At 60.5% G+C, this 22,217-nt stretch carries 19 protein-coding genes; 7 read left to right on the top strand and 12 right to left on the bottom strand.

Going from position 1 to position 22,217, the window contains the following annotated elements; all coding sequences use genetic code 11:
* Positions 1–10: 10 nt before the first annotated feature.
* The 6 genes from PF1751_RS20865 to rloA all read right to left on the bottom strand — a co-directional run bounded on the left by PF1751_RS20865 (position 11) and on the right by rloA (position 5,402).
* Positions 11–367: a helix-turn-helix domain-containing protein gene (locus tag PF1751_RS20865; protein WP_010208463.1), complete on the bottom strand. Its 357-nt coding sequence runs from the start codon at positions 365–367 to the stop codon at positions 11–13.
* Positions 367–669 (bottom strand): type II toxin-antitoxin system HigB family toxin, encoded by a 303-nt coding sequence (locus PF1751_RS20860; protein WP_010208464.1) that lies wholly within the window; start codon positions 667–669, stop codon positions 367–369. Before PF1751_RS20860 ends, PF1751_RS20865 begins: the two co-directional genes overlap by 1 nt.
* Positions 670–898: 229 nt before the next feature.
* Complete coding sequence (gene pabB, locus PF1751_RS20855; RefSeq protein WP_044287675.1) at positions 899–2,242, bottom strand: aminodeoxychorismate synthase component I; 1,344 nt, start codon at positions 2,240–2,242, stop codon at positions 899–901.
* A 99-nt stretch (positions 2,243–2,341) separates the two neighbouring features.
* Positions 2,342–3,328 (bottom strand): alpha-L-glutamate ligase-like protein, encoded by a 987-nt coding sequence (locus PF1751_RS20850; protein ID WP_010208468.1) that lies wholly within the window; start codon positions 3,326–3,328, stop codon positions 2,342–2,344.
* Positions 3,328–4,860: an osmotic stress tolerance membrane protein RloB gene (gene rloB, locus PF1751_RS20845; RefSeq protein ID WP_010208469.1), complete on the bottom strand. Its 1,533-nt coding sequence runs from the start codon at positions 4,858–4,860 to the stop codon at positions 3,328–3,330. The genes PF1751_RS20850 and rloB overlap by 1 nt, the downstream gene beginning before the upstream one ends.
* 5 nt (positions 4,861–4,865) lie before the next feature.
* Positions 4,866–5,402 carry a retropepsin-like aspartic peptidase RloA gene (gene rloA / locus PF1751_RS20840; RefSeq protein WP_021491515.1) on the bottom strand — a complete coding sequence of 179 codons (537 nt, stop codon included), beginning with the start codon at positions 5,400–5,402 and terminating at the stop codon, positions 4,866–4,868.
* Between the two features lie 272 nt (positions 5,403–5,674).
* Here rloA and PF1751_RS20835 point away from each other — a divergent pair, with 272 nt between their 5' ends.
* From PF1751_RS20835 to prpD, 6 genes are all read left to right on the top strand, one after another.
* On the top strand, positions 5,675–6,385 hold the full coding sequence (locus PF1751_RS20835; protein WP_021491516.1) for a GntR family transcriptional regulator: 711 nt from the start codon (positions 5,675–5,677) through the stop codon (positions 6,383–6,385).
* Positions 6,385–7,278 carry a methylisocitrate lyase gene (gene prpB / locus PF1751_RS20830; protein WP_021491517.1) on the top strand — a complete coding sequence of 298 codons (894 nt, stop codon included), beginning with the start codon at positions 6,385–6,387 and terminating at the stop codon, positions 7,276–7,278. Before PF1751_RS20835 ends, prpB begins: the two co-directional genes overlap by 1 nt.
* A 40-nt stretch (positions 7,279–7,318) precedes the next feature.
* On the top strand, positions 7,319–8,446 hold the full coding sequence (prpC, locus tag PF1751_RS20825; protein ID WP_010208473.1) for a bifunctional 2-methylcitrate synthase/citrate synthase: 1,128 nt from the start codon (positions 7,319–7,321) through the stop codon (positions 8,444–8,446).
* Between the two features lie 197 nt (positions 8,447–8,643).
* On the top strand, positions 8,644–11,238 hold the full coding sequence (acnD, locus tag PF1751_RS20820) for a Fe/S-dependent 2-methylisocitrate dehydratase AcnD (RefSeq protein ID WP_010208475.1): 2,595 nt from the start codon (positions 8,644–8,646) through the stop codon (positions 11,236–11,238).
* 9 nt (positions 11,239–11,247) lie between these two features.
* Entirely contained in the window at positions 11,248–12,438 is a 1,191-nt protein-coding gene (prpF, locus tag PF1751_RS20815; RefSeq protein WP_042571959.1) for a 2-methylaconitate cis-trans isomerase PrpF, read from the top strand.
* A gap of 119 nt (positions 12,439–12,557) precedes the next feature.
* The gene (gene prpD, locus PF1751_RS20810; RefSeq protein ID WP_021491519.1) at positions 12,558–14,042 is read left to right on the top strand and encodes a 2-methylcitrate dehydratase; all 1,485 of its coding nucleotides are present in this window, start codon (positions 12,558–12,560) and stop codon (positions 14,040–14,042) included.
* A gap of 136 nt (positions 14,043–14,178) precedes the next feature.
* On the opposite strand, the gene PF1751_RS20805 is transcribed toward prpD, so the two are convergent.
* The 5 genes from PF1751_RS20805 to PF1751_RS20785 are packed head-to-tail and all read right to left on the bottom strand — an operon-like array spanning position 14,179 to position 19,652.
* Entirely contained in the window at positions 14,179–14,907 is a 729-nt protein-coding gene (locus PF1751_RS20805) for an alanyl-tRNA editing protein (protein ID WP_010208482.1), read from the bottom strand.
* A 2-nt stretch (positions 14,908–14,909) separates the two neighbouring features.
* Positions 14,910–15,902 (bottom strand): serine O-acetyltransferase, encoded by a 993-nt coding sequence (locus PF1751_RS20800; protein WP_010208483.1) that lies wholly within the window; start codon positions 15,900–15,902, stop codon positions 14,910–14,912.
* Positions 15,903–15,939: 37 nt separating this feature from the next.
* Positions 15,940–16,854, bottom strand: a complete 915-nt coding sequence (locus tag PF1751_RS20795) for a PLP-dependent cysteine synthase family protein (RefSeq protein WP_029529061.1) — start codon at positions 16,852–16,854, stop codon at positions 15,940–15,942.
* Positions 16,855–16,869: 15 nt separating this feature from the next.
* Positions 16,870–18,732: a molybdopterin-synthase adenylyltransferase MoeB gene (gene moeB, locus PF1751_RS20790; RefSeq protein ID WP_044287673.1), complete on the bottom strand. Its 1,863-nt coding sequence runs from the start codon at positions 18,730–18,732 to the stop codon at positions 16,870–16,872.
* A gap of 26 nt (positions 18,733–18,758) precedes the next feature.
* Positions 18,759–19,652, bottom strand: a complete 894-nt coding sequence (locus tag PF1751_RS20785) for a DMT family transporter (protein ID WP_162098521.1) — start codon at positions 19,650–19,652, stop codon at positions 18,759–18,761.
* 160 nt (positions 19,653–19,812) lie between these two features.
* On the opposite strand from PF1751_RS20785, the gene PF1751_RS20780 reads away from it, so the two are divergent.
* Entirely contained in the window at positions 19,813–21,237 is a 1,425-nt protein-coding gene (locus tag PF1751_RS20780; RefSeq protein WP_021491523.1) for an aminotransferase-like domain-containing protein, read from the top strand.
* A gap of 114 nt (positions 21,238–21,351) precedes the next feature.
* On the opposite strand, the gene ppsR is transcribed toward PF1751_RS20780, so the two are convergent.
* A complete protein-coding gene (gene ppsR / locus PF1751_RS20775; protein ID WP_003193298.1) occupies positions 21,352–22,170 on the bottom strand; it encodes a posphoenolpyruvate synthetase regulatory kinase/phosphorylase PpsR in 819 nt (272 codons plus the stop codon).
* Positions 22,171–22,217 lie beyond the last annotated feature (47 nt).

Here is a 22,217-nt window from a genome sequence, read left to right as displayed (position 1 = left end):
CACTGTAATTTCAGACGCCAGCCAGCAAGCGCTCATAAGGAATACTTAAGCCTTCATGCAGGCGCTTGATCATCGACAAGCTCAGCTTGCGCTTGTGATTCAATACTTCGGACACACGCCCGCTTGTCCCGATGAAAGGCTCAAGATCCCGAGCGGTCATGCCCAACTGCTCCATGCGAAATTTAATCGCTTCCACTGGATCCGAAGGAGGCATTGGATAATGTTCTGCCTCGTATTTCTCTATGAGGACTGCAAGAATTTCGAGCTCGTCACCTTCCGGTGAGCCGACTTCGGCTCCCCATAGCTGCTCGACGCGCGTGAGTGCCGCGGTCAGGTCTTCCTGGGAATGTATAGGTTTGATGTTCATCACACGGTCTCCGCGTTGATCTGGTCGTACTGCGCATGCGTCCCCACGAAACGTATGAACCCAAGCTGGCGCTGGTAATCGATCGCCATGATCACTCGATATTTGTTGCCGCCCACGTTGAAGGCAACCCTGCCACCTTTCAGGATACTTGCCGCTCTAAGCTCTGCTTTGAGTGCTTGCGGCGTTGGGTAAGTGGCTTTCTCCAAATGACGGTACAGTTCGACCAGCGGTGTTTTGGCGTCGGAATAAGCTGAGTGGCTTTCCCAGAATATTCGTAGGGTTGAGAGAGCGATTATGCGCATCGCTGCATCCTCCCAATTTGGGAGAATATAGGCGCGGTTGGATCGAGATGCAATCTCGGAAACAATTTCTTAAGAGTAAGCAGTCGGTTCATGTGATCCCTCACAGGCGGCTAGTGGACGGTCCGAGCCGGACGCTATCTTCCAGCTCGAATGTCGTCCATAGACGTTCTGATTCAGGTTTTTTCCTGCCGGGCGGCTTTGCGTCCGAGAGCCAGGAGGGGCTTGGCGACTACAGGTTTTCCAAAGTGTGTAACAACACCTTCACCTTGGTCAGCGACTCCTGGTACTCCGCTTCCCACTGCGAGTCCGCGACAATCCCGCCGCCCCCCCAGCAACATACCTGCCCATCCTTGACCAGCAGGCTGCGGATGGCGATGGAGCTGTCCATCTCGCCACGCACGTCCAGGTACACCAGCGAACCGCAGTACAACCCGCGTCGCGTCGGCTCCAGCTCGTCGATGATCTGCATCGCGCGGATCTTCGGCGCGCCGGTGATGGAGCCGCCGGGAAAGCTGCCGGCGATGAGGTCGAGGGCGTCTTTGCCGTCGGCCAATTCGCCGATAACGCTGCTCACCAGGTGGTGCACGTTGGGGTAGCTTTCCAGGTTGAACAGTTCCGGCACGCTCACCGAGCCGGTGCGGCAGGTGCGGCCGAGGTCGTTGCGCAGCAGGTCGACGATCATCAGGTTTTCGGCGCGGTCTTTGGGACTGGCCAGCAGTTCGGCGGCGTTGGCGGCGTCCTCTTCGGGCGTCAGACCGCGTGGGCGAGTGCCTTTGATGGGGCGGGTCTCGACGCGGCGCTCGCTGACATGCACGAAACGCTCGGGCGACAGGCTCAGCACCGCGCCGTCGTCCGGCAGGCTCTGGAACCCAGAGAACGGCGTCGGGCAGGCTTCGCGCAGGGCGCAGTAGGCGACCCAGGGATCGCCGACACACGACGCACGGAAGCGCTGGGCAAAGTTGACCTGGTAGCAGTCGCCGGCCTGGATGTAGTCCTGGATGCGCACGATTGCCTGGCGGTAGGCCTCACCGGTGAGGTCCGGGGCCATGGGGCCGTTAAGTTTGAAGGTCGCTGTGTTGTCGGCTACCGGCCGACCGAACAGGGTGATCAAGCGTTGCCGCTCTGTCTCCGCCAGTGCGGGATGAAACACAAGCTGGCTGGTCCGGGCCTGATGATCACTGATCAGCGCCCAGGCATACAGCCCGAAACGCGCATCCGGCAGGTGCAGATCGTCCACGGCAAGGTGTGGCATTTGCTCAAGGTGCCGGCCGAAGTCATAGCTCAAATAGCCGATCAGGCCACCGGCAAACGGCAGTTCACACCCGGTGGGCAGGTCTGCTTTCCCCAACTGGGTAAGGTTTTTCCGCAAGCGTTGCAGGAAATCACTACCACTTTCGTCAGGTGAAACCGTCAAGGTTGCAAGTGGCCAGGCACTCAGCACGTCATACCGCCCACGCTCGGCTGCCGGTCGCCCGCTATCCAGCAGCACCGCGCCAGGCGCGTGGCGAATCGCCGCAAAATACTCGGCGGGGTTAGCCCGATAGGGCAGCGTATATACGGAGCAGGTCGACATGCGGGGTGGATCAGCTAATGGCGCGGGGGAGGGGATTGTAGTCCCCTGTAGGATTTGCTCCTAGAGGGGATGTCGGGGATAAGGCGATGAAAAGTCGCGTTAACCTTCTACGGGCGGAATATGCCCAAACATTTCCTGCGCAAACTTCACCCGCTCCTCCGGCGTTTCCGTCACGCCAGCGGCGTTCAGCTCTTCCAGCCGCGCCTCTACTGCATGAGTTCGCAGGGTCAAACCGCAGTCGTTGGCGATCTGGATATTCAGCCCCGGCCGCGCATTCAGCTCAAGAATCAGCGGACCTTTTTCCTGGTCCAGCACCATGTCCACGCCGATGTACCCCAGCCCACACAACTCATAGCAACCCGCCGCAAGCTTCATGAACCCGTCCCAGTTGGGCAGTTGCACGCCATCCACCGCGTTGGTTGTGTCGGGGTGTTTGGTGATGATGTTGTTGAGCCAGGTGCCGCGCAGGGTCAGGCCCGTGGCGAGGTCCACACCCACGCCGATGGCGCCTTGGTGCAGGTTGGCCTTGCCGCCCGATTGACGGGTCGGCAAGCGCAGCATGGCCATCACCGGGTAGCCCATCAGCACGATAATGCGGATGTCCGGCACGCCTTCATAGCTGATGCTCTTGAAGATCTGGTCAGGCACCACGCGGTACTCAATCAACGCGCGGTCGCGGTGGCCGCCGAGTGAATACAGGCCGGTGAGGATGCTGGATATCTGATGTTCGATCTCTTCGTGGCTGATGATCTTGCCGGACACCGTGCGATAGCGCCCTTCAAAGCGGTCCGCCACCACCAGGATGCCGTCACCGCCGGCACCTTGCGCTGGTTTGATCACGAAATCGCTGCGCCCGCCGATGATCTCGTCGAGCTTGTCGATTTCCTTCTCGGTGGAAATCACCCCGTACATTTCCGGCACATGGATGCCGGCGGCCAGTGCGCGTTCCTTGGTGATGATCTTGTCATCCACGATGGGGTACAGGCTGCGCTTGTTGTACTTGAGCACGTAGTCGGCATTACGCCGGTTGATGCCCATGATTCCCCGCGCTTCCAGCGCCTTCCAGGTCTTCCAGAAACCGAACATTACTGGTCAGCCTTCAAGAAGGCCTTGAAACGCACCAGCTCGGTCAAGCGGTAGCCGCGATAACGACCCATGGCCAGCATGAAGCCCACCAAAATCAGCAGGATGGCCGGGAAGGTGAATACAAAGTAGATCAGCTCCGGCACGCTCATGATCAGGTGCGCCAGGGACGCGGCGAACAGCGTGCCAATCGCCACCTTCAGCGCATGGTTGGCGCCACGCTCTTCCCAGGTGATCGACAGGCGTTCGATGGTCATGGTCAAGATCACCATCGGGAACAGCGCCACCGACAGCCCGCGCTCCAGCCCCAGTTTATGGCTGAACAGGCTGATGGCCGCGATCAGCACTACCACGAACGTCAGCACCACCGACAGTCTTGGCAGCATCTGCAGCTTCAAGTGTTCCAGGTACGACCTGAGGGACAGCCCCAGCGCCGTGATAATCGTAAACAGCACAATCCCGAAGCCCAACTGCGTCTCTCGGAACGCCAGGGCGATCAGCACCGGCGTGAACGTGCCCAGCGTCTGCAAGCCGATCAGGTTGCGCAGGATCAGGATCACCAGCACACCGATCGGGATCATCACCATGATCATGAAGGTCTGCTGGGTTTGCAGCGGCAGGCCATACAGCGAGTATTCGAGGAAGTTGGCGTCGGTGTTCTCGTCGGTCAGCTTGGCCAGGCGAATGGCGTTCATCTCGCTGTTGTTCAGGCTGAAGGTTACCGTGGCTTTCTTGCCGCCATCGACGGTGATCAGGTTTTCATCGCCGGTCCACCACAGCAGGCGGTCGGCGGGCAGGCCTTGTTCGCCGGTTTCCGGGTTGAAGTACAGCCAGTCATTGCCGTTGAAGCTGCGCAGCCACAGTTCCGGGGTTTGCGGCTGGTCGGCGACCAGGCGGATGGTGTGGACCTTTTCCACCGGCACGTGGGCGATGGACAGCAGCAACTCGACGATCTTGGCCTTGTGCGGCGTAGACGGATCGCCCGCCAGCAACAGCTTCACGTTGTCATCGTTGAGGTTGTTGGTGCGCTTGATGGCTTCGCTGATAAACGTCTCGACGTCGGCCGAGTGCTGGCGGATCGGCGCCAGCAGGGCTTCGGCAGCGATCTTTTCCGGGCCTTCCACGGCAATGCTGTCGCGGAAGGTCGGGCCCTTGATCTTGACCTTTTCACCGCTGTAACGCTTGGTGAGGACCAGGCGGTAATACAGGGTCTGGTTGCCCTTGGCGCGGCGGGCCGACCAGGTCACCTTGCGGTTGCCATCGGTGCGGTTGACGCTCACGCCGTAGTTGTTCGAGATGAAGCTCTCGTTGAGGCTGACGAAGTCGCGGCTCAGGGGCGGCACGAACATCTGGATCTTCACCGGGTCTTTCGGGCTGGCGACGAACTCGACCTTGGCGTCGATGTTCCACAAGTCGTCGGTGGCGTCCTCGGTGACGGGGATCCCCAGCACGAAGATCTGGTAAGCGGTGACCGAAATACCCAGCACCACCAGGATGGCGATCAGGATTTTCAGGTGCAGGGTCAGAGAGCGCATTCGGTTTACTCGGCGGTATGAGCGTCGGCGGCGCAGGCGGGTTTGCCTGCTGCGTATTTAAGACTGGGGTCGACCAGCGCATCAAAGCGTTTCAGCGCTTCGGAGCCGATCAGCAGCGGGTATTGGAAAGCGCTGCGGTCAGTCAAGTTCACTTCGATGCTGCGTAAAGCAGTGCCCATGCAGATATCCAGGGCAATCACCGGACGGGCGGTGTAGTTCTTGTCCTCATCGGGGTCGTAGTCACCGGCGCGGCGCTTGATCTTGCTGACGCGGGCCAGGGGGCGTTCGATGGGGTGGGAATGGGCGGTGTCGATGGCCAGGTAGAAGCGCACCCAGGATTCGCCGTTGCGCTTGAAGCGCTTGATATCACGGGCACTGAGGGAGGCGGTCTTGGCACCGGTGTCCAGTTTGGCGGCGACTTCCAGGTCGATCCCGGCCAGTTGGGCATATTCGTTGAGGCCATACACGGTCTTCTCGGCGGCAACGCCAAGGCCCGGTGCGGTCAGGAGGCAAGTCAATAAAAGGAAGGGCTTGAGTCTCATAAATCCCGAGGCGGTGCAGTGCGATGTTCAATTCAAGGCGACTGGCATTACTGCGCAAGCTCCCTCGTGCGCCGTTTCATCTCGCGATGTCAGGCAAAAGTGGCGTGCATTCTAACATGATGCTTTTTTGGCGCCAGCGCTGGCAGGCGGCCATGCTCTGGAAGAGTGCAACAGCGGTTATTAGACGATTGTCGACAATGTGCATTTATTCTTTGACTATCCAGGGCTGATTGGCTAGTTTTTGCGGCATTGCTTTTAAAGGTGTCGACAATATGCTGGATCAGCTGGAATCCCCAGTGGTGGCGCAAGACGATTCCCAGACCATGTCCGAGAACGTCTTCCGGCGTATCCAGGCCGCCATCGTCAAGGGTGAGATCGCGCCCGGCAGCAAGATTTCCGAGCCGGAACTGGCGCGCACCTACGGCATCAGCCGTGGGCCGCTGCGCGAGGCGATTCACCGCCTGGAAGGCCAGCGCCTGCTGGTGCGCGTGCCGCATGTCGGCGCGCGCGTGGTTTCGTTAAGCCATGCCGAGCTGGTCGAACTCTATGAAATCCGCGAATCCCTCGAAGGCATGGCCTGTCGCCTGGCCGCCGAGCGCATGACCGACGCGGAAATCGAAGAGCTGCGCCAGGTGCTGCACACCCACGAACGCGACGAAGCCTTCCAGGCCGGCCTCGGTTATTACCAGCAGGAAGGTGACTTCGACTTTCATTACCGGATCATTCAAGGCGCCGGTAACCGTACTCTGACCCAAATGCTCTGCGGCGAGCTGTACCAATTGGTGCGCATGTACCGCATCCAGTTTTCCGCCACCCCCAATCGTCCACGCCAGGCCTTTGCCGAGCACCACCGCATTCTTGACGCGATTGCCGATCGCGACGGTGAACTGGCCGAACTGTTGATGCGCCGGCATATCGGCGCGTCAAAACGCAACATTGCCCGTCACTTCCCGGACGGTACTGCCCAATCACGAGGTGAATGATGAGTTCCAATAATAAGACGACTCCAGGCCAGCGTTTTCGTGACGCGGTCGCCAGCGAGCATCCTTTGCAGGTGGTCGGTGCGATCAACGCCAACCACGCTCTGCTGGCCAAACGCGCCGGGTTCAAGGCGATCTACCTGTCGGGTGGCGGCGTAGCTGCCGGTTCCCTCGGCGTGCCGGACCTGGGCATTACCGGCCTGGATGACGTGCTGACCGACGTACGCCGCATCACCGACGTGTGCGACCTGCCGCTGCTGGTGGACGTCGACACCGGCTTCGGCTCCTCGGCGTTCAACGTGGCGCGCACCGTCAAGTCGATGATCAAGTTCGGCGCGGCTGCGATCCATATCGAAGATCAGGTGGGCGCCAAGCGCTGCGGTCACCGTCCGAACAAGGAAATCGTGTCCCAGCAGGAAATGGTCGACCGCATCAAGGCCGCCGTGGATGCGCGCACCGATGACAGCTTCGTGATCATGGCGCGCACCGATGCCCTGGCCGTCGAAGGTTTGGAATCAGCCCTGGAGCGCGCCGCCGCCTGCATCGAGGCCGGCGCCGACATGGTATTCCCGGAAGCCATCACTGAACTTGAGATGTACAAGCTGTTCGCGTCCCGTGTGAAAGCGCCAATCCTGGCCAACATCACCGAGTTCGGCGCCACGCCGCTGTACACCACCGAACAGTTGAAATCTGCCGATGTTTCCATCGTGCTGTACCCGCTCTCGGCCTTCCGCGCCATGAACAAGGCCGCCGAAAACGTCTACACCGCGATCCGTCGCGACGGCACCCAACAGAATGTGATCGACACCATGCAAACCCGCATGGAGCTTTACGATCGCATCGATTACCACACCTTCGAGCAAAAGCTCGACGCGCTGTTTGCAGCCAAGAAGTAACAAACAGCCTCCCTAATAAATTCAAGATTGGAGAACCGACATGGCTGAAGCAAAAGTATTGAGTGGGGCCGGCCTGCGCGGCCAGGTGGCCGGGCAGACCGCATTGTCCACCGTGGGCCAGGCCGGTGCCGGCCTGACCTATCGCGGCTATGACGTGCGCGAACTGGCCGCCGATGCGCAGTTTGAGGAAGTCGCCTACTTGCTGCTGTACGGCGAATTGCCGACCCAGACCGAACTGGCCGCCTACAGCGCCAAGCTGAGCAAGCTGCGCGACCTGCCGCAAGCGCTGAAGGAAGTCCTGGAACGCATCCCCGCCGACGCCCACCCGATGGACGTGATGCGCACCGGTTGTTCGTTCCTGGGCAACATCGAACCTGAGAAAGACTTCAGTGTGCAGCGCGACGTCACCGACCGCCTGCTGGCCGCTTTCCCGGCGATCATGTGCTACTGGTACCGCTTCAGCCACGACGGCAAACGCATCGACTGCGTGACCGACGAGCCTTCCATCGGCGGCCACTTCCTGCACCTGCTGCACGGCAAGAAGCCGAGCGAGTTGCACGTCAAGGTCATGAACGTATCGTTGATCCTCTACGCGGAACACGAATTCAACGCCTCGACCTTTACCGCGCGGGTGTGTGCTTCGACCCTGTCCGACCTGTATTCCTGCGTCACTGCCGCTATCGGCTCCCTGCGTGGCCCGCTGCACGGCGGCGCCAACGAAGCGGCGATGGAGATGATCGAGCGCTTCTCATCCGCTGAAGAAGCGGTCGAAGGCACTCTCGGCATGCTGGCGCGCAAGGACAAGATCATGGGCTTCGGCCACGCGATCTACAAAGACAGCGACCCGCGTAATGAAGTGATCAAAGGCTGGTCGAAAAAACTCGCTGACGAGGTGGGTGACAAGGTGCTGTTCCCGGTCTCTGAAGCCATCGACAAGACCATGTGGGAACAGAAAAAACTGTTCCCCAATGCCGACTTCTACCATGCCTCGGCATACCACTTCATGGGTATCCCGACCAAGCTGTTCACCCCGATCTTCGTCTGCTCACGCCTCACCGGCTGGGCCGCGCATGTATTCGAACAGCGCGCCAACAATCGCATCATCCGTCCAAGCGCCGAATACACCGGCGTAGAGCAGCGCAAGTTCGTGCCAATCGAACGTCGCTGAATGGAGAAACCGCTGATCCCGGGGTGAAACCGGATCAAAAATGTGGGAGCGGGCTTGCTCGCGAAAGCGGTGTGTCATTCAACACACATGGCGACTGTTAAACCGCTTTCGCGAGCAAGCCCGCTCCCACCTTTTGATCGCATTCCCTCCCAGGATCCGTGGGCTCCTTTTGCAACCACCGTGACCGAGTCCTGACGATGAACACTGAATTCCGCAAACCGCTTCCCGGCAGCCGCCTGGATTACTTCGACGCCCGCGCGGCAGTTGATGCAATCAGTCCCGGCGCCTACGCCACGTTGCCTTACACCTCCCGCGTGCTCGCGGAAAACCTGGTGCGTCGCTGCGACCCGGCCACCCTCAACGCGTCCCTGAGCCAACTGATCGAGCGCAAGCGCGACCTCGACTTCCCGTGGTTCCCGGCGCGTGTGGTGTGCCACGACATCCTCGGCCAGACCGCCCTGGTCGACCTCGCCGGTCTGCGCGATGCCATTGCCCTGCAAGGCGGTGACCCGGCGCAGGTGAACCCGGTGGTGCCAACCCAACTGATCGTCGACCACTCCCTGGCCGTCGAAGCCGGTGGTTTTGACCCGGACGCGTTCGAAAAAAACCGCGCCATTGAAGACCGTCGCAACGAAGACCGTTTCCACTTTATCGAGTGGACCAAGAAGGCGTTCAAGAACGTCGACGTGATCCCGCCCGGCAACGGCATCATGCACCAGATCAACCTGGAGAAAATGTCCCCGGTGATCCAGGTGCGCGACGGCGTGGCGTTCCCGGACACCTGCGTCGGCACTGACAGCCACACGCCTCACGTAGACGCGCTGGGCGTGATCGCCATTGGCGTCGGCGGCCTGGAAGCGGAAAGTGTGATGCTCGGCCGCGCCTCATGGATGCGCCTGCCGGAAAGCGTTGGTGTGGAGCTCACCGGCAAGCTGTTGCCGGGGATCACCGCTACTGACATGGTGCTGGCGCTGACTGAGTTCTTGCGTAAACAGAAAGTGGTCGGTGCCTGGTTGGAGTTCTTCGGCGAAGGTGCTTCGGCACTGACCCTGGGCGACCGCGCAACCATTTCCAACATGGCCCCGGAGTACGGCGCCACTGCGGCGATGTTCTACATCGACCAGCAAACCATCGCCTACCTCAAGCTCACCGGCCGTGAAGACGAACAAGTCACCTTGGTGGAGCAATACGCTCGCCACACTGGCCTGTGGGCCGATGATCTGAAAGGTGCGCAATACGAGCGCGGCCTCACTTTCGACCTGTCCAGCGTCGTGCGCAACATGGCCGGTCCAAGCAACCCGCATGCCCGCGTTGCCACCAGCGACCTGGCGTCCAAGGGCATTTCCGGTCAGTGGGATGAAGTGCCGGGCCAAATGCCCGACGGCGCGGTGATCATCGCAGCCATCACCAGTTGCACCAACACCAGCAACCCACGCAACGTGATTGCCGCCGGCCTGCTGGCGCGCAATGCCAACAAGCTGGGGCTGACGCGCAAGCCGTGGGTCAAATCGTCTCTGGCACCCGGCTCGAAAACCGTGGCCATGTACCTGGAAGAAGCGGGCCTGGGTCATGAGCTGGAAAAACTCGGTTTCGGTGTCGTCGCATTTGCCTGCACCACCTGCAACGGCATGTCCGGTGCGCTCGACCCCGTGATCCAGCAGGAAATCATCGACCGCGACCTGTACGCCACCGCCGTGCTTTCGGGTAACCGCAACTTCGACGGGCGTATCCACCCCTATGCCAAGCAAGCCTTTCTCGCCTCGCCGCCGCTGGTAGTGGCCTATGCGATTGCCGGCACTATCCGTTTCGACATCGAAAAAGACGTGCTCGGCCTCGACGCCAACGGCAAGGAAATCCGCCTGCAGGATATCTGGCCGAGCGACGAAGAGATCGACGCGGTGGTCAAGGCCTCGGTCAAGCCGGAGCAGTTCCGCGCGGTGTATATCCCGATGTTTGCCATCCACGAAGACACCGGCCCGAAAGTCGCGCCGCTGTATGACTGGCGCCCGCAAAGCACCTACATCCGTCGCCCGCCTTACTGGGAAGGCGCGCTGGCCGGTGCCCGTCCGCTCAAGGGCATGCGCCCGCTGGCGGTGCTGCCGGACAACATCACCACTGACCATCTGTCGCCGTCGAATGCGATCATGCTCGACAGCGCCGCCGGCGAATACCTGGCGAAAATGGGCCTGCCGGAAGTCGACTTCAACTCTTACGCGACGCACCGTGGCGACCATTTGACCGCGCAGCGCGCGACCTTCGCCAACCCGAAACTGTTCAACGAAATGGTGGTTGAGAACGGCAAGGTCAAGCAGGGTTCCCTGGCGCGGATCGAGCCGGAAGGCCAGGTCACGCGGATGTGGGAAGCCATCGAAACCTACATGGAGCGCAAGCAGCCACTGATCATCATCGCCGGCGCCGACTACGGCCAAGGCTCGTCCCGTGACTGGGCGGCCAAGGGCGTGCGCCTGGCGGGTGTGGAAGCGATTGCCGCCGAAGGTTTCGAGCGCATCCACCGCACCAACCTGGTGGGCATGGGCGTGCTGCCGCTGGAGTTCCTGCCAGGCACGGATCGCCACACCCTGAAGATCGACGGCAGCGAAACCTATGACGTGGTGGGGGCACGCACTCCGCGTGCGCAGTTGACCCTGGTAATCAACCGCAAGAATGGCGAACGTGTCGAAGTGCCGGTGACCTGCCGCCTGGACACCGCCGAAGAAGTGTCGATCTACGAAGCGGGCGGCGTGTTGCAACGTTTTGCCCAGGACTTCCTGGAATCGGCGGCGACGGCCTGAGGGGACACCATGGCACACGTAGCGCAAATCAAGATACCCGCCACCTACATGCGTGGTGGCACCAGCAAGGGCGTGTTTTTCAGCCTCCAGGACCTGCCCGAATCGGCGCAGGTGCCGGGTGCTGCGCGCGACGCCTTGCTGTTGCGGGTGATCGGCAGCCCCGATCCCTACGACAAACAGATCGACGGCATGGGCGGCGCGACATCGAGCACCAGCAAGACGGTGATCCTGGCCAAAAGTACCCGCGCCGATCATGACGTGGACTACCTGTTCGGCCAGGTCTCCATCGACAAGCCCTTTGTGGACTGGAGCGGCAACTGCGGCAACTTGTCGGCGGCGGTCGGTTCCTTTGCCATCAGCGCCGGCCTGGTCGACCCGGCCCGCGTCCCCCACAACGGCGTGGCGGTGGTGCGGGTGTGGCAGGCCAATATCGGCAAGACCATCATCGCCCACGTGCCAATCACCGACGGCGCGGTGCAGGAAACCGGTGATTTCGAACTGGACGGCGTGACCTTCCCGGCCGCCGAAGTGCAGTTGGAGTTCATGGACCCGGCGGCGGAAGAAGAGGGCGGCGGTGGTTCGATGTTCCCCACCGGCAATCTGGTCGACGACCTGGAAGTGCCCGGCGTCGGCACCTTCAAGGCCACGCTGATCAACGCTGGTATCCCGACGATCTTCATCAACGCCGAAGACCTCGGCTACACCGGCACCGAGCTGCAAGGCGCGATCAACAGCGACCCGAAAGCCCTGGCCATGTTTGAAACCGTGCGGGCGTATGGCGCCTTGCGCATGGGCCTGATCAAACACCTGGACGAAGCCGCCCAGCGTCAGCACACCCCCAAGGTGGCGTTCGTGGCCAAGCCTGCGGACTACGTGGCGTCCAGTGGCAAGGCAATCAATGCCGGGGATGTCGACCTGCTGGTGCGCGCACTGTCCATGGGCAAGCTGCACCACGCGATGATGGGCACGGCGGCGGTGGCGATTGGCACAGCGGCGGCGATTTCCGGGACTTTGGTCAACCTGGCTGCCGGTGGTGTGGAGCGCAACGCGGTGCGGTTCGGGCATCCGTCCGGCACCTTGCGCGTGGGCGCTGAAGCCACTCAGGTCAACGGCGAATGGGTGGTGAAGAAAGCCATCATGAGCCGCAGCGCGCGCGTATTGATGGAAGGTTTCGTCCGCGTTCCCGGCGACGCTTTCTAAGGTTCGACACTGCTCCCACAGTGGGGGCTTCTATCCCAAGGCTGGCGATCAGACCGGCCATGACCCCATCAACCGTTAGCCCGAGGACTGTCACCCCACCTACCTTTTGGAGAACTGCCATGAGCGCCAACGTCGACCAGAACAACCGCCCGGACTACGACCAGGTTCTGCAGGATATTGCTGACTATGTCCTCAACTACCGCATCGACTCCCGGGATGCGCTGGACACCGCCCGCAACTGCCTGATGGACACCCTGGGCTGTGGCCTGTTGGCCCTGCGCTTTCCCGAGTGCACCAAGCACCTGGGGCCCATCGTCGAGGGCACGGTGGTGCCGTTTGGCGCGCGGGTGCCGGGCACGTCGTTTCGGTTGGATCCGGTCAAGGCCGCGTGGGACATCGGCTGCATCGTGCGTTGGCTTGACTACAACGACACCTGGCTCGCTGCCGAATGGGGTCACCCCTCGGACAACCTCGGCGGCATCCTCGCTGTGGCTGATCATCTGTCGCAAAAGCGCGTGGCCAATGGCGACGTGCCGTTGACCGTGCGCGCGGTGCTGGAAGCGATGATCATGGCTCACGAAATCCAGGGCGTAATTGCCCTGGAAAACTCTTTTAACCGCGTAGGCCTCGACCATGTACTTCTGGTGAAAGTCGCCTCCACGGCTGTCACCGCCAAGCTGATGGGCGCCAACCGTGAGCAATTGCTGGCAGCCTTGTCCCATGCGTTTGTCGATGGGCAGGCATTGCGAACTTACCGGCATGCGCCGAATGCCGGCTCGCGAAAATCCTGGGCGGCGGGGGATGCGTCGAGTCGCGGCGTACGTCTGGCGGATATCGCCATGCGTGGCGAGATGGGGATTCCTGGCGTACTGAGCGCGCCGCAGTGGGGGTTCTACGACGTGCTGTTCAGCCACACCAACAAGGACCTGGCACTCAAGCCGGAGGATAGACGCGCGTTCAGCCTGTCCCAGCCTTACGGCACTTATGTGATGGAAAACGTACTGTTCAAAATCAGCTTCCCCGCCGAATTCCATGCGCAAACGGCCTGCGAAGCAGCGGTGACATTGCATCCATGGGTGAAAGATCGTCTGCATGAAATCGACCGCATCGTGATTACCACCCATGAATCGGCGATTCGCATCATCTCCAAGGTCGGCCAACTGGCCAACGCCGCTGACCGCGATCATTGCCTGCAATACATGACCGCCGTGCCGTTGGCGTTCGGCAACCTGGTGGCCGAGCAGTACGAAGACGAATTCCACGCCGCCCATCCGATCATCGATCAGTTGCGCGACAAGATGGTCATCGTCGAAGACCCACGCTACAGCCGCGAATACCTGGAGGCCGACAAGCGTTCCATCGCCAATGCGGTGCAGGTGTTTTTCAAGGACGGTAGCTGCACGGAACAGGTGGCGGTGGAATATCCGATTGGTCATCGCCGTCGTCGGGTGGAGGGCATTCCGTTGCTGGAAGACAAGTTCAAGGCCAACCTGGCGACGCGGTTCACCGGGCAGCGCAGTGCCGAGATTTTTGCACTGTGCAAGGACCAGGCACGGCTTGAAGCAACGCCAGTGAACCGCTTCGTGGACCTGTTCGTGATCTAGCAGACACCCCGTATTCATCTGTGTAAACCCTATGAATGTGGGAGGGGGCCTGCCCCCGATAGCAGTGGGGCAGTGCCCGCTGCCTCAACTGACAGACTGCAATCGGGGGCAAGCCCCCTCCCACAGTTGACCGTGTTCACTCGAATCGCAGGATTACCCGGCGGTTATGCTTGCTCTTCTTCTCGATCTTCTCGCAGAACACCCGGCCGATTTCTTCGGTGTTGATCACATGGGTGCCCCCACACGGCTGGATATCAATGCCGGCGATTTCAATCACCCTTACCGACCCCTGAATCACCGGCGGGGCCACGGCCTGTGTGCGGGTGATCTGTAGCAGAGTCGAGTATTCGGAAGCCGGCATCGACAGGGTTTTCACCGGGTGGGCCTGTTCGATCAGCGCATTGAGGTCGCGGGTGATGCTGTCTTTATCGAGGGTCATTTCCGGCAGGTCGAAATCCAGTCGGCCCTTGTCCGCACTGATGCTGCAGCCGGTGACCGGTGCGTCGATGATCGAGCACAGCAGGTGCAGGCAGGTGTGCATCTTCATGTGCTGGTAGCGCCGGTCCCAATCGAGGCCGGCATCTACTTGTACGCCTGCAGTCAACTGCGTGGGGCAGTGTTCCACCTGGTGCCAGATGATCGAGCGCAGTACCGGATCGCGCACAGTGCCGGTGACCTCGACTCGCGTACCGTCCGCCAGTGTGAAATGGCCCGTGTCGCCTGGCTGTCCGCCGCCAGTGGGGTAGAACAACGTGTGCTCCAGGGCGATGCCGTGTTCGCTGACGGCAATCACCCGGGCGCTGAAGGCATTCTGGTAGGGCGCGCTGTCGAACAGCGCCAGGGTTTCCATGGTGTGCACGGACATGTTCAACCTCCGACAATCAGTGGGCTGGCTTGCAGCAGGGAGCGCACCATTGCACTCAAGCCAGGGGGGGAGAGCAGGGTAATTTCAAATTCCGGGCCGCAGACTTTCAGGTTCAGCGGCAAGCGCGGTAAATGGCTGCCCGACTCGACGCGATGCAAGCGAAATTGCAGGTGGTGGCGCTCCTTCACCGTGGGCTCCAGCATCAGCCCCGGCAAAGGGTGGAAGTCGGCGTCCAGCACTGTCACCTTATGGCTGGCGTTGATCTCGCCCACCACATGCAATCGCTCTTCCAGGGCGAAGGCTCCGAGGTAGTTGCTGTGGTCCGATTCATCGTTTTTTTGCAGCTGGATCTGGTTCACCACCTTCACCTTGGTGCCGGCGGGGACGTCCTGGGTGATCACGCAGGACGGGCTGATAAACACGTTATCGCCGATCAGCACATAGCCCAGCACGCGGGCACCGGAGCCTACCTCGACGTTGTTGCCCAGGCGTGGGTGGCGCTTGCCGTCGGGGTTGTTGGCGATGCCTCGGGCGCCCAGGGTCACGCCGCAGAGGATGTAGCAGTCGTTGCCGATCTCGCAGGTTTCGCCGATCACCGTGCCGTAGCCGTGGTCCAGCACGAAGCGTCGGCCGATGCGTGCCGCTGGGTGAATCTCGGCACCGGAAAGCACCTTGCCCTGGTTGCTCAGCTTGAGGGCAATGCGCGAAAACACACTATTGGTCTGGTTCGGGAAATGCCACACCAGGTGCGCCAGACGATAATACAGTACCGCCTTGAACGAGGCGTAGGACTCCAGGATTAAATCGCCGCGGCCGCGTGAGGCCGGATCACGGTAGGCATAGGCGATCAGGTCCTCAGCCACCGCCTGGGCGGCGTTCTGGATCAGCGGGGCCAGGTGCGGTTCCAGTTGTTTCATTTGGGCGGGTGTGAGGGTCTTGATGAGGTGGGTAAGCAACTCATCGTGCAGCTGTTGCATGTCGATAAAACCGCCCATGGGGGCACCCCCGCATTCTGGTTGGCTGGATACCCGTTTATTCGAAACCGGGCAGGTAGCTGTCGGCATTGTCGTAGACCATGGTCAGCACCACCGTTTCGGGTGGAAGTTCGGGGGCGAGCCTGGCGATGGCCACCATGTTGGCGGCGGACGACAGGCCCAGGCTGATGGCGTCGGTGCGCATGATGCGTTTCATCATGTCGATGCAGTCCTGGCGCGAGACCTTGAGCATGCCGTCGATCACGTCCAGGTTGAGGATGCTCGGGATCAAACCGATCGACAGGCCCTGGATGTGATGCGGCGCGTGCTGGTTTTTCAGCAGGTCGCACTCTTCCGGTTCCACGCCCATGACGCGCAGCTCCGGCCAGGCGGTTTTCAGGGTTTCGCCGATGCCGGTGATATGCCCCCCAGTGCCGATGCCGCAGACAAAGTAGTCGGCGCGTTTCTCGCCAAAGGCACGCAGGATTTCCGGTGCGGTGGTGTCGCGATGGGTCTGTGGGTTTGCGCCATTGCGTTGCTGGTTGAGCATCACGTAGCTGGGGTTTTCCAGCTGCAGTTCCATGCACTTTTCGCCATGGGAATTGTTACCCAGGCGACTGTCCGACAGCACCACCTTGGCCCCATATAAACGCAGCAGCTTCTGCTTTTCGGGGCTGTAGTTATCGGGGATCACCAACACCACTTTGTAGCCCAGTACATTGCCGGCCATCACCAGGCCGATGCCGGTGTTGCCACCACTGGGTTCGATGATGGTCTGCCCGGAATCGCGGATCAGCACGCCCCGGCGCTCGGCGTCGAGGATCATGCCCAGGGCGATGCGCGCCTTGTGGCTGCCACCGGGGTTAAGGGACTCAAGCTTGGCGTAGACCTCGATGCCGAGGTCTTCGGAAAACTGCGCCAGGCGCACGATCGGCGTTTGGCCGATCACGTCGAGAATGGAGTTATGCAACATCATTCAGCCCTCGCCTCAATACAACGGCATGTCGGGTTCGACATCGCGAACCCAGTGCTTCATGCCGCCCTGCAGGACTTTGGTATTGGCGAAACCGGCTGCCAGCAAGGTACTTGCGGCTTGCTCCGCGCGGGTGCCGGCGTAGCAAATCAGGTAGTGGGTGTTGTCCCGGCTGAGGCGGTCCAGGTGGCCGTCCAGCTCGGCCAACGGGATATGCACCACGCCCGGCAATTTGCACACTTCCAGTTCGCTGGCGTCGCGCACATCCAACAGCACATCGGCGCTGCTGTGGTGTTCGAGTACTTGTTTGAGTACCTGCGGCTTGATATAGCGCTCTTCGGCCAGCGACGGTGGGCTGGGCATGGTATCTGCGCAGGCGGCCGGTGCCCGGGTCTCGCTGTGGCGCAGCGCTGAGCAGCACGGGCAGTCGGCGCGGCGCTTGAAGCGGATTTCACTGAATTTCATCGCCAGCGCGTCGAAGCGCATCAGACGACCGGATAACGGTTCACCAATACCGATCAGTAGCTTGATGGCCTCGGTGGCCTGGATCATCCCGACCACACCGGGCAGCACGCCGATCACCCCACCGGCACTGCAATTGGGCGCGAGTTCTGCAGGCGGTGCGCTGGGGAACAGGCAGCGGTAGCACGGCCCGCCTTTGTAGTTGAGCACGCTGATCTGCCCGTCGAAGCGGTAGATCGCGCCGTACACCAAGGGCTTACCCAGTTGCACGCATGCGTCGTTGACCAAGTAGCGGGTATCGAAATTGTCGGTGCCGTCGATCACCAGGTCGTAGGCGCCCACCAGCTCCAGCGCGTTGTCGGCGTTCAGGGCGGTGTCGTGGGCGTTGATCTGAATATGGCGGTTCAGGTCCTGCAAGCGCTGCCTGGCGGATTCCACCTTGGGCATGCCGAGGGTGCTGTTGCCGTGGACGATCTGGCGTTGCAGGTTGCTGCTTTCGACCACATCGAAGTCCACCAGTCCCAGGGTGCCTACGCCGGCAGCCGCAAGGTAAAGGCTGATGGGCGAACCCAGACCGCCGGTGCCGATGATCAGCACCTTGGCTTTCTTGAGGTTCAACTGACCTTCGCGACCCACGCCTGGCAGGGTGATGTGGCGCACATAGCGTTGTACTTCTTCATTACTCAGCGCGTCGACGTCCATGCCGCCGGACGTGGCCAGGAGCACTTCGATTTTGGCTTTTTCCGGCAGTGGGTCATCAGCACCGATCAATGCTTCCTCGGCAGTGAACAGGAAGTGCTCCTTGAGCTGGTGGTTTTTTTCGTGAAACAGGTGGGGGCGCAGCTGCGGGTGACTGCTGCAGAGGTTTTCAATGACTTCGCGCAATGTCGATCCGGAGCCCTCAAGGGTCGATTCCGGCAGCTTGGCCACGCGAACCAGAATGTCGGGGAAAGAGACAGCGTTCATGGACAACTCCGTGTGCAGGTCGTTGAAAGGTTGAAGAGCGAAATGCTTGCCATCCCAGGCAAACAGCTTGGAGCCCAGCGCCTGGCCCCGGCGAACGTCGACCACCAGGTAGCTGACGGGGTAGATCGGCTCACCCATGAACAGCGCCTTGTCTTGGTCTTCGTCGCTGAAATAGGCACCCACATCCGGGTGCGAGTGGTAGATCACCACCACTGGGTTGTCGCTGCGAAACGCCTTGTTCATCAGCAGGGTGTCGGCCACCGAAAACGTGTAGCCGTTGGCCGCGCTGCGCGGGTACATCTCGGGGTGCTTGCGGTGCAGCTCATTCTGGATATTGCTGCCCAGGTACACGCTGCCGTCGGCGAAGACGAAGCCACAGCATTCTTCGGGGTAGCTGCAGCTGGCGTGGGCGTAGATCTGTTCCAGGGCTTTTGGGCGGAGGACGTCCATGTTTCTCTCGCAGGGTTGTAGAAGGGTCAATTTTTCTTGGCCAGGAGTTTTTCTACCGGCAATTTGGTGATCGCAAAACCGGCCAGCAGGATGGCCGAATACAGCATCAGGTCGCGGGAAATCGATACGCCTTCGTACCAGGCGCCGATGATGACCGCGAACACCGGAAAGATGATGAACACAAACGACAGGATGATCGGGCTCAAGCGCTTGAGCAGCATGAAGTAAACGATGAAGCCGCCCACCGAAGCCACCAGGCCCAGGTAGAACAGCGCGCCCCAGGAACGGAGAGTGATGGCTTCGAAGGTCGGCGTTTCAAACCACAGTCCGGCGACGAACAGCATCAGCCCGGCAATGCCGATGGGCAGGGTGTTGTAGGTGATCACACTGATCGCGCTGCCTTTCTGCTTGGTAATCACGTAGCACAGGGCATGCATGATCGCGGCGGTGAGGATTGCCAGTACGCCGAAGAACTCCGCATGGTCCAGGTGCAGGCCCTGGCTCTTGATGATCATGTAGAGGCTGCCGAAACCGATGCCGATGCCAACCACCTGGGAAAGGTAGATGCGCTCGCGCAGGAACAATGCGGAGAAGATCAGGATGAACACCGGCATGCAGCTGAACAGCAGCGCCGTAAGGCCGGACGACACGTGCATCTCGCCATAATTGAGCAGGTAGTAGGGCACGCTGAAGTAGGACAGGGTCACGAACACGAAGAACCAGCGGCTTTCACGGGGGAACAGGATCGGCTCGCGACGCACCATGGCAAAACACAGGAACAACGGGAAGGCGATCAGGAAGCGCAGACCGGCGGACGTCAGTGGCGGCACGCTCTCCACTGCGATCTTGATCCCCAGCCACGTGGTGCCCCAACTCAGGCACACGATCAGGAACATCACGCTGGTGATCAGCCCGGCCAACCACTGTTTTTGGGTTTTGGTCTTGGCGGTGTTTTCGAGAACGGCGGACATTGGCATCGTTTATTGCTTCCCTGAGCCAGAATTGAACTCTATATTGAGCTTGTAATGAGTTGTAAAATTCGGCGATTGAACCCGTAAAAGCACACTATTAGGGCGAAAGATGGCTGTCAAAACAAATATTGACATGGTGTCAATTATGCGTGAGGGGTTGTCCAACGGTCAGGGCGTGAAGTACAAGCGCCTGTCCGATGTCATGGAACGGGGCATCCTTGAAGGCTTGATTGAACCAGGACGAAAACTGCCTCCCCATCGGGTGCTGTCCGACAACCTGGGTGTGACGATCGGCACCATCAGCCGAGCCTACGGCGAACTGGAACGCCTGGGGCTGGTTGTGGCGCGCGTCGGTGACGGCACCTTCGTGCGCAAGCGTGGAATGGAGCGCCAGCGCGACGAAGGCTTTCGCAATTTCAGCGAAGAGCCGCGCCAGTACTTCGACATGAGCCGCAATATGCACATTCCGGGTCAAGAGACCGTTTTCCTGGCCCAGAGCTTCCAGACCCTGTCGACCAACACCAAATTCCTCCAGGACATCAGTGCCTACACCCCGGATGCCGGCCTGCCGCGCTACCGTGAAGCGGGCGCGCAATGGCTGGTGCAGCGTGATTTTCACCCGATCCCCGAACAAGTTATTTGCGTCAATGGCGGCCAGCACGGCTTGCTGTGCTCGATGATGGCGCTGTTGCGGGCCGGCGATACGGTGGTCACCGAGCAACTGACGTATCCGGGCCTGATCACCGCTGCGCGGATGCTGGGTATCCGGTTGATCGGCCTGGAGATGGACGAAGAAGGCGTGCTGCCGAGTGCGCTGGACGAAGTCTGTCGAAATCACCGGGTTTCAGCGCTGTACTGCACCCCGACTATTCAGAACCCCACCACGGCGGTACTTTCGGTGGCGCGCCGCGAAGCATTGGTCAAAGTGTGTCGCGAGCACAATCTGCTGATTCTTGAAGACGAAGCCCACGGTGTACTGGTCGAAGACCGGCCGCCGCCCCTCAGTCATTTCGCCCCGGAACGGACGATTTTGATCAGCAGCCTCAGCAAAGCCGTGTCAGCCGGGCTGCGTGTGGGCTATGTGCATGCGCCACCGGCGTTGGTCAGCCGTATTTCGGCGGCGCTGCGTTCGACTTGCTGGATGGCCACGCCCGTCACCCTGGAACTGGCTACCCAGTGGATCGAAAACGGCACGGCGGAATACCTGTTGCGCCAACAAATCAACGAGATCAGCCGACGCAAAGCCTTGGTGCGCGACTTGCTGACCGGGCTGGAATACCGCACCCACCTCAACAGCCCACATTTCTGGATTGAAGTGCCGGAGCCGTGGCGAGCGTCGGAAATTGAGGCGGAGCTCAAGCAGAATAATTACCTGATCGCCACCGCCGAGGCGTTTGCCGTGGGACAGACGGCGGTGCCGCAGTTCATTCGGGCGAGTATCTGCAATACGTCGGGGGATGATCAGTTGCTGAGGGCGGGGTTTGATGCGCTGGCGACCGCGTTGGGGCAGGGCGGTGGAAGGTTTCACCTATAACTGCGTGATCGTTCTTCGCGAGCAAGCCCGCCCACATTTGACTGCGTTGTAGGCTTGAGCACGGTCAAATGTGGGAGCTGGCTTGCCTGCGAAGGGCCAGTCCGGACGACACAACTATTTGAATCTACGCTCCACGCCTTTCTCCACCAGAATCTTCGCGGAAATCTCTTCCACCGAAAAATGCGTGGAATTGATATGTGCAATATTCTCGCGGCGGAACAGATTTTCTACTTCGCGGACTTCGAACTCGCACTGTGCGTAGCTGGAATACCGGCTGTTGGGCTTGCGCTCATTGCGGATCGCCGTCAGCCGGTCCGGGTCGATGGTCAGCCCAAACAGCTTATGCGAATGCGCACGCAGGGCGGCCGGCAGCGTCAAATGCTCCATGTCGTCTTCGGTCAGCGGGTAGTTAGCCGCGCGGATGCCGAATTGCATGGCCATGTACAGACAGGTGGGCGTTTTGCCGCAGCGGGACACGCCCACCAGGATCAGGTCGGCCTTGTCGTAGTAGTGGGTGCGGGCGCCGTCGTCGTTGTCGAGGGCGAAGTTCACCGCCTCTATACGCTCCATATAGTTGGAGTTGTGCCCAATGGAATGGGACTTTCCTACCGAGTACGACGAATGCTCACTCAGCTCTTGTTCCAGTGGCGCCAGGAATGTCGAGAAAATGTCGATCATGAAACCATTCGACGTTGCGAGAATCTCACGAATGTCTTGATTGACGATGGTGTCGAAAATGATCGGACGAAAACCGTCTTTTTCAGCCGCCAGATTGATTTGTTGTACCATGGCCCGCGCTTTATCCACGCTGTCGATGTACGGCCGCGTAAATTTGGCGAAGGTAATGTTTTCGAACTGCGCGAGCAGGCTTTGACCCAATGTTTCGGCTGTGATGCCCGTGCCGTCGGAGATAAAGAAAGCAGATCGTTTCATTTGAGCCCTGGGCCTTAAGCTGATGGCGAATCTTGGATATGATAGGC

Source organism: Pseudomonas simiae (assembly GCF_000934565.1).
Taxonomy (GTDB): Bacteria; Pseudomonadota; Gammaproteobacteria; order Pseudomonadales; family Pseudomonadaceae; genus Aquipseudomonas; species Aquipseudomonas simiae.
Note: the sequence above shows the minus strand (reverse complement) of the source record. Positions and strands in the feature narration are given on the sequence as shown.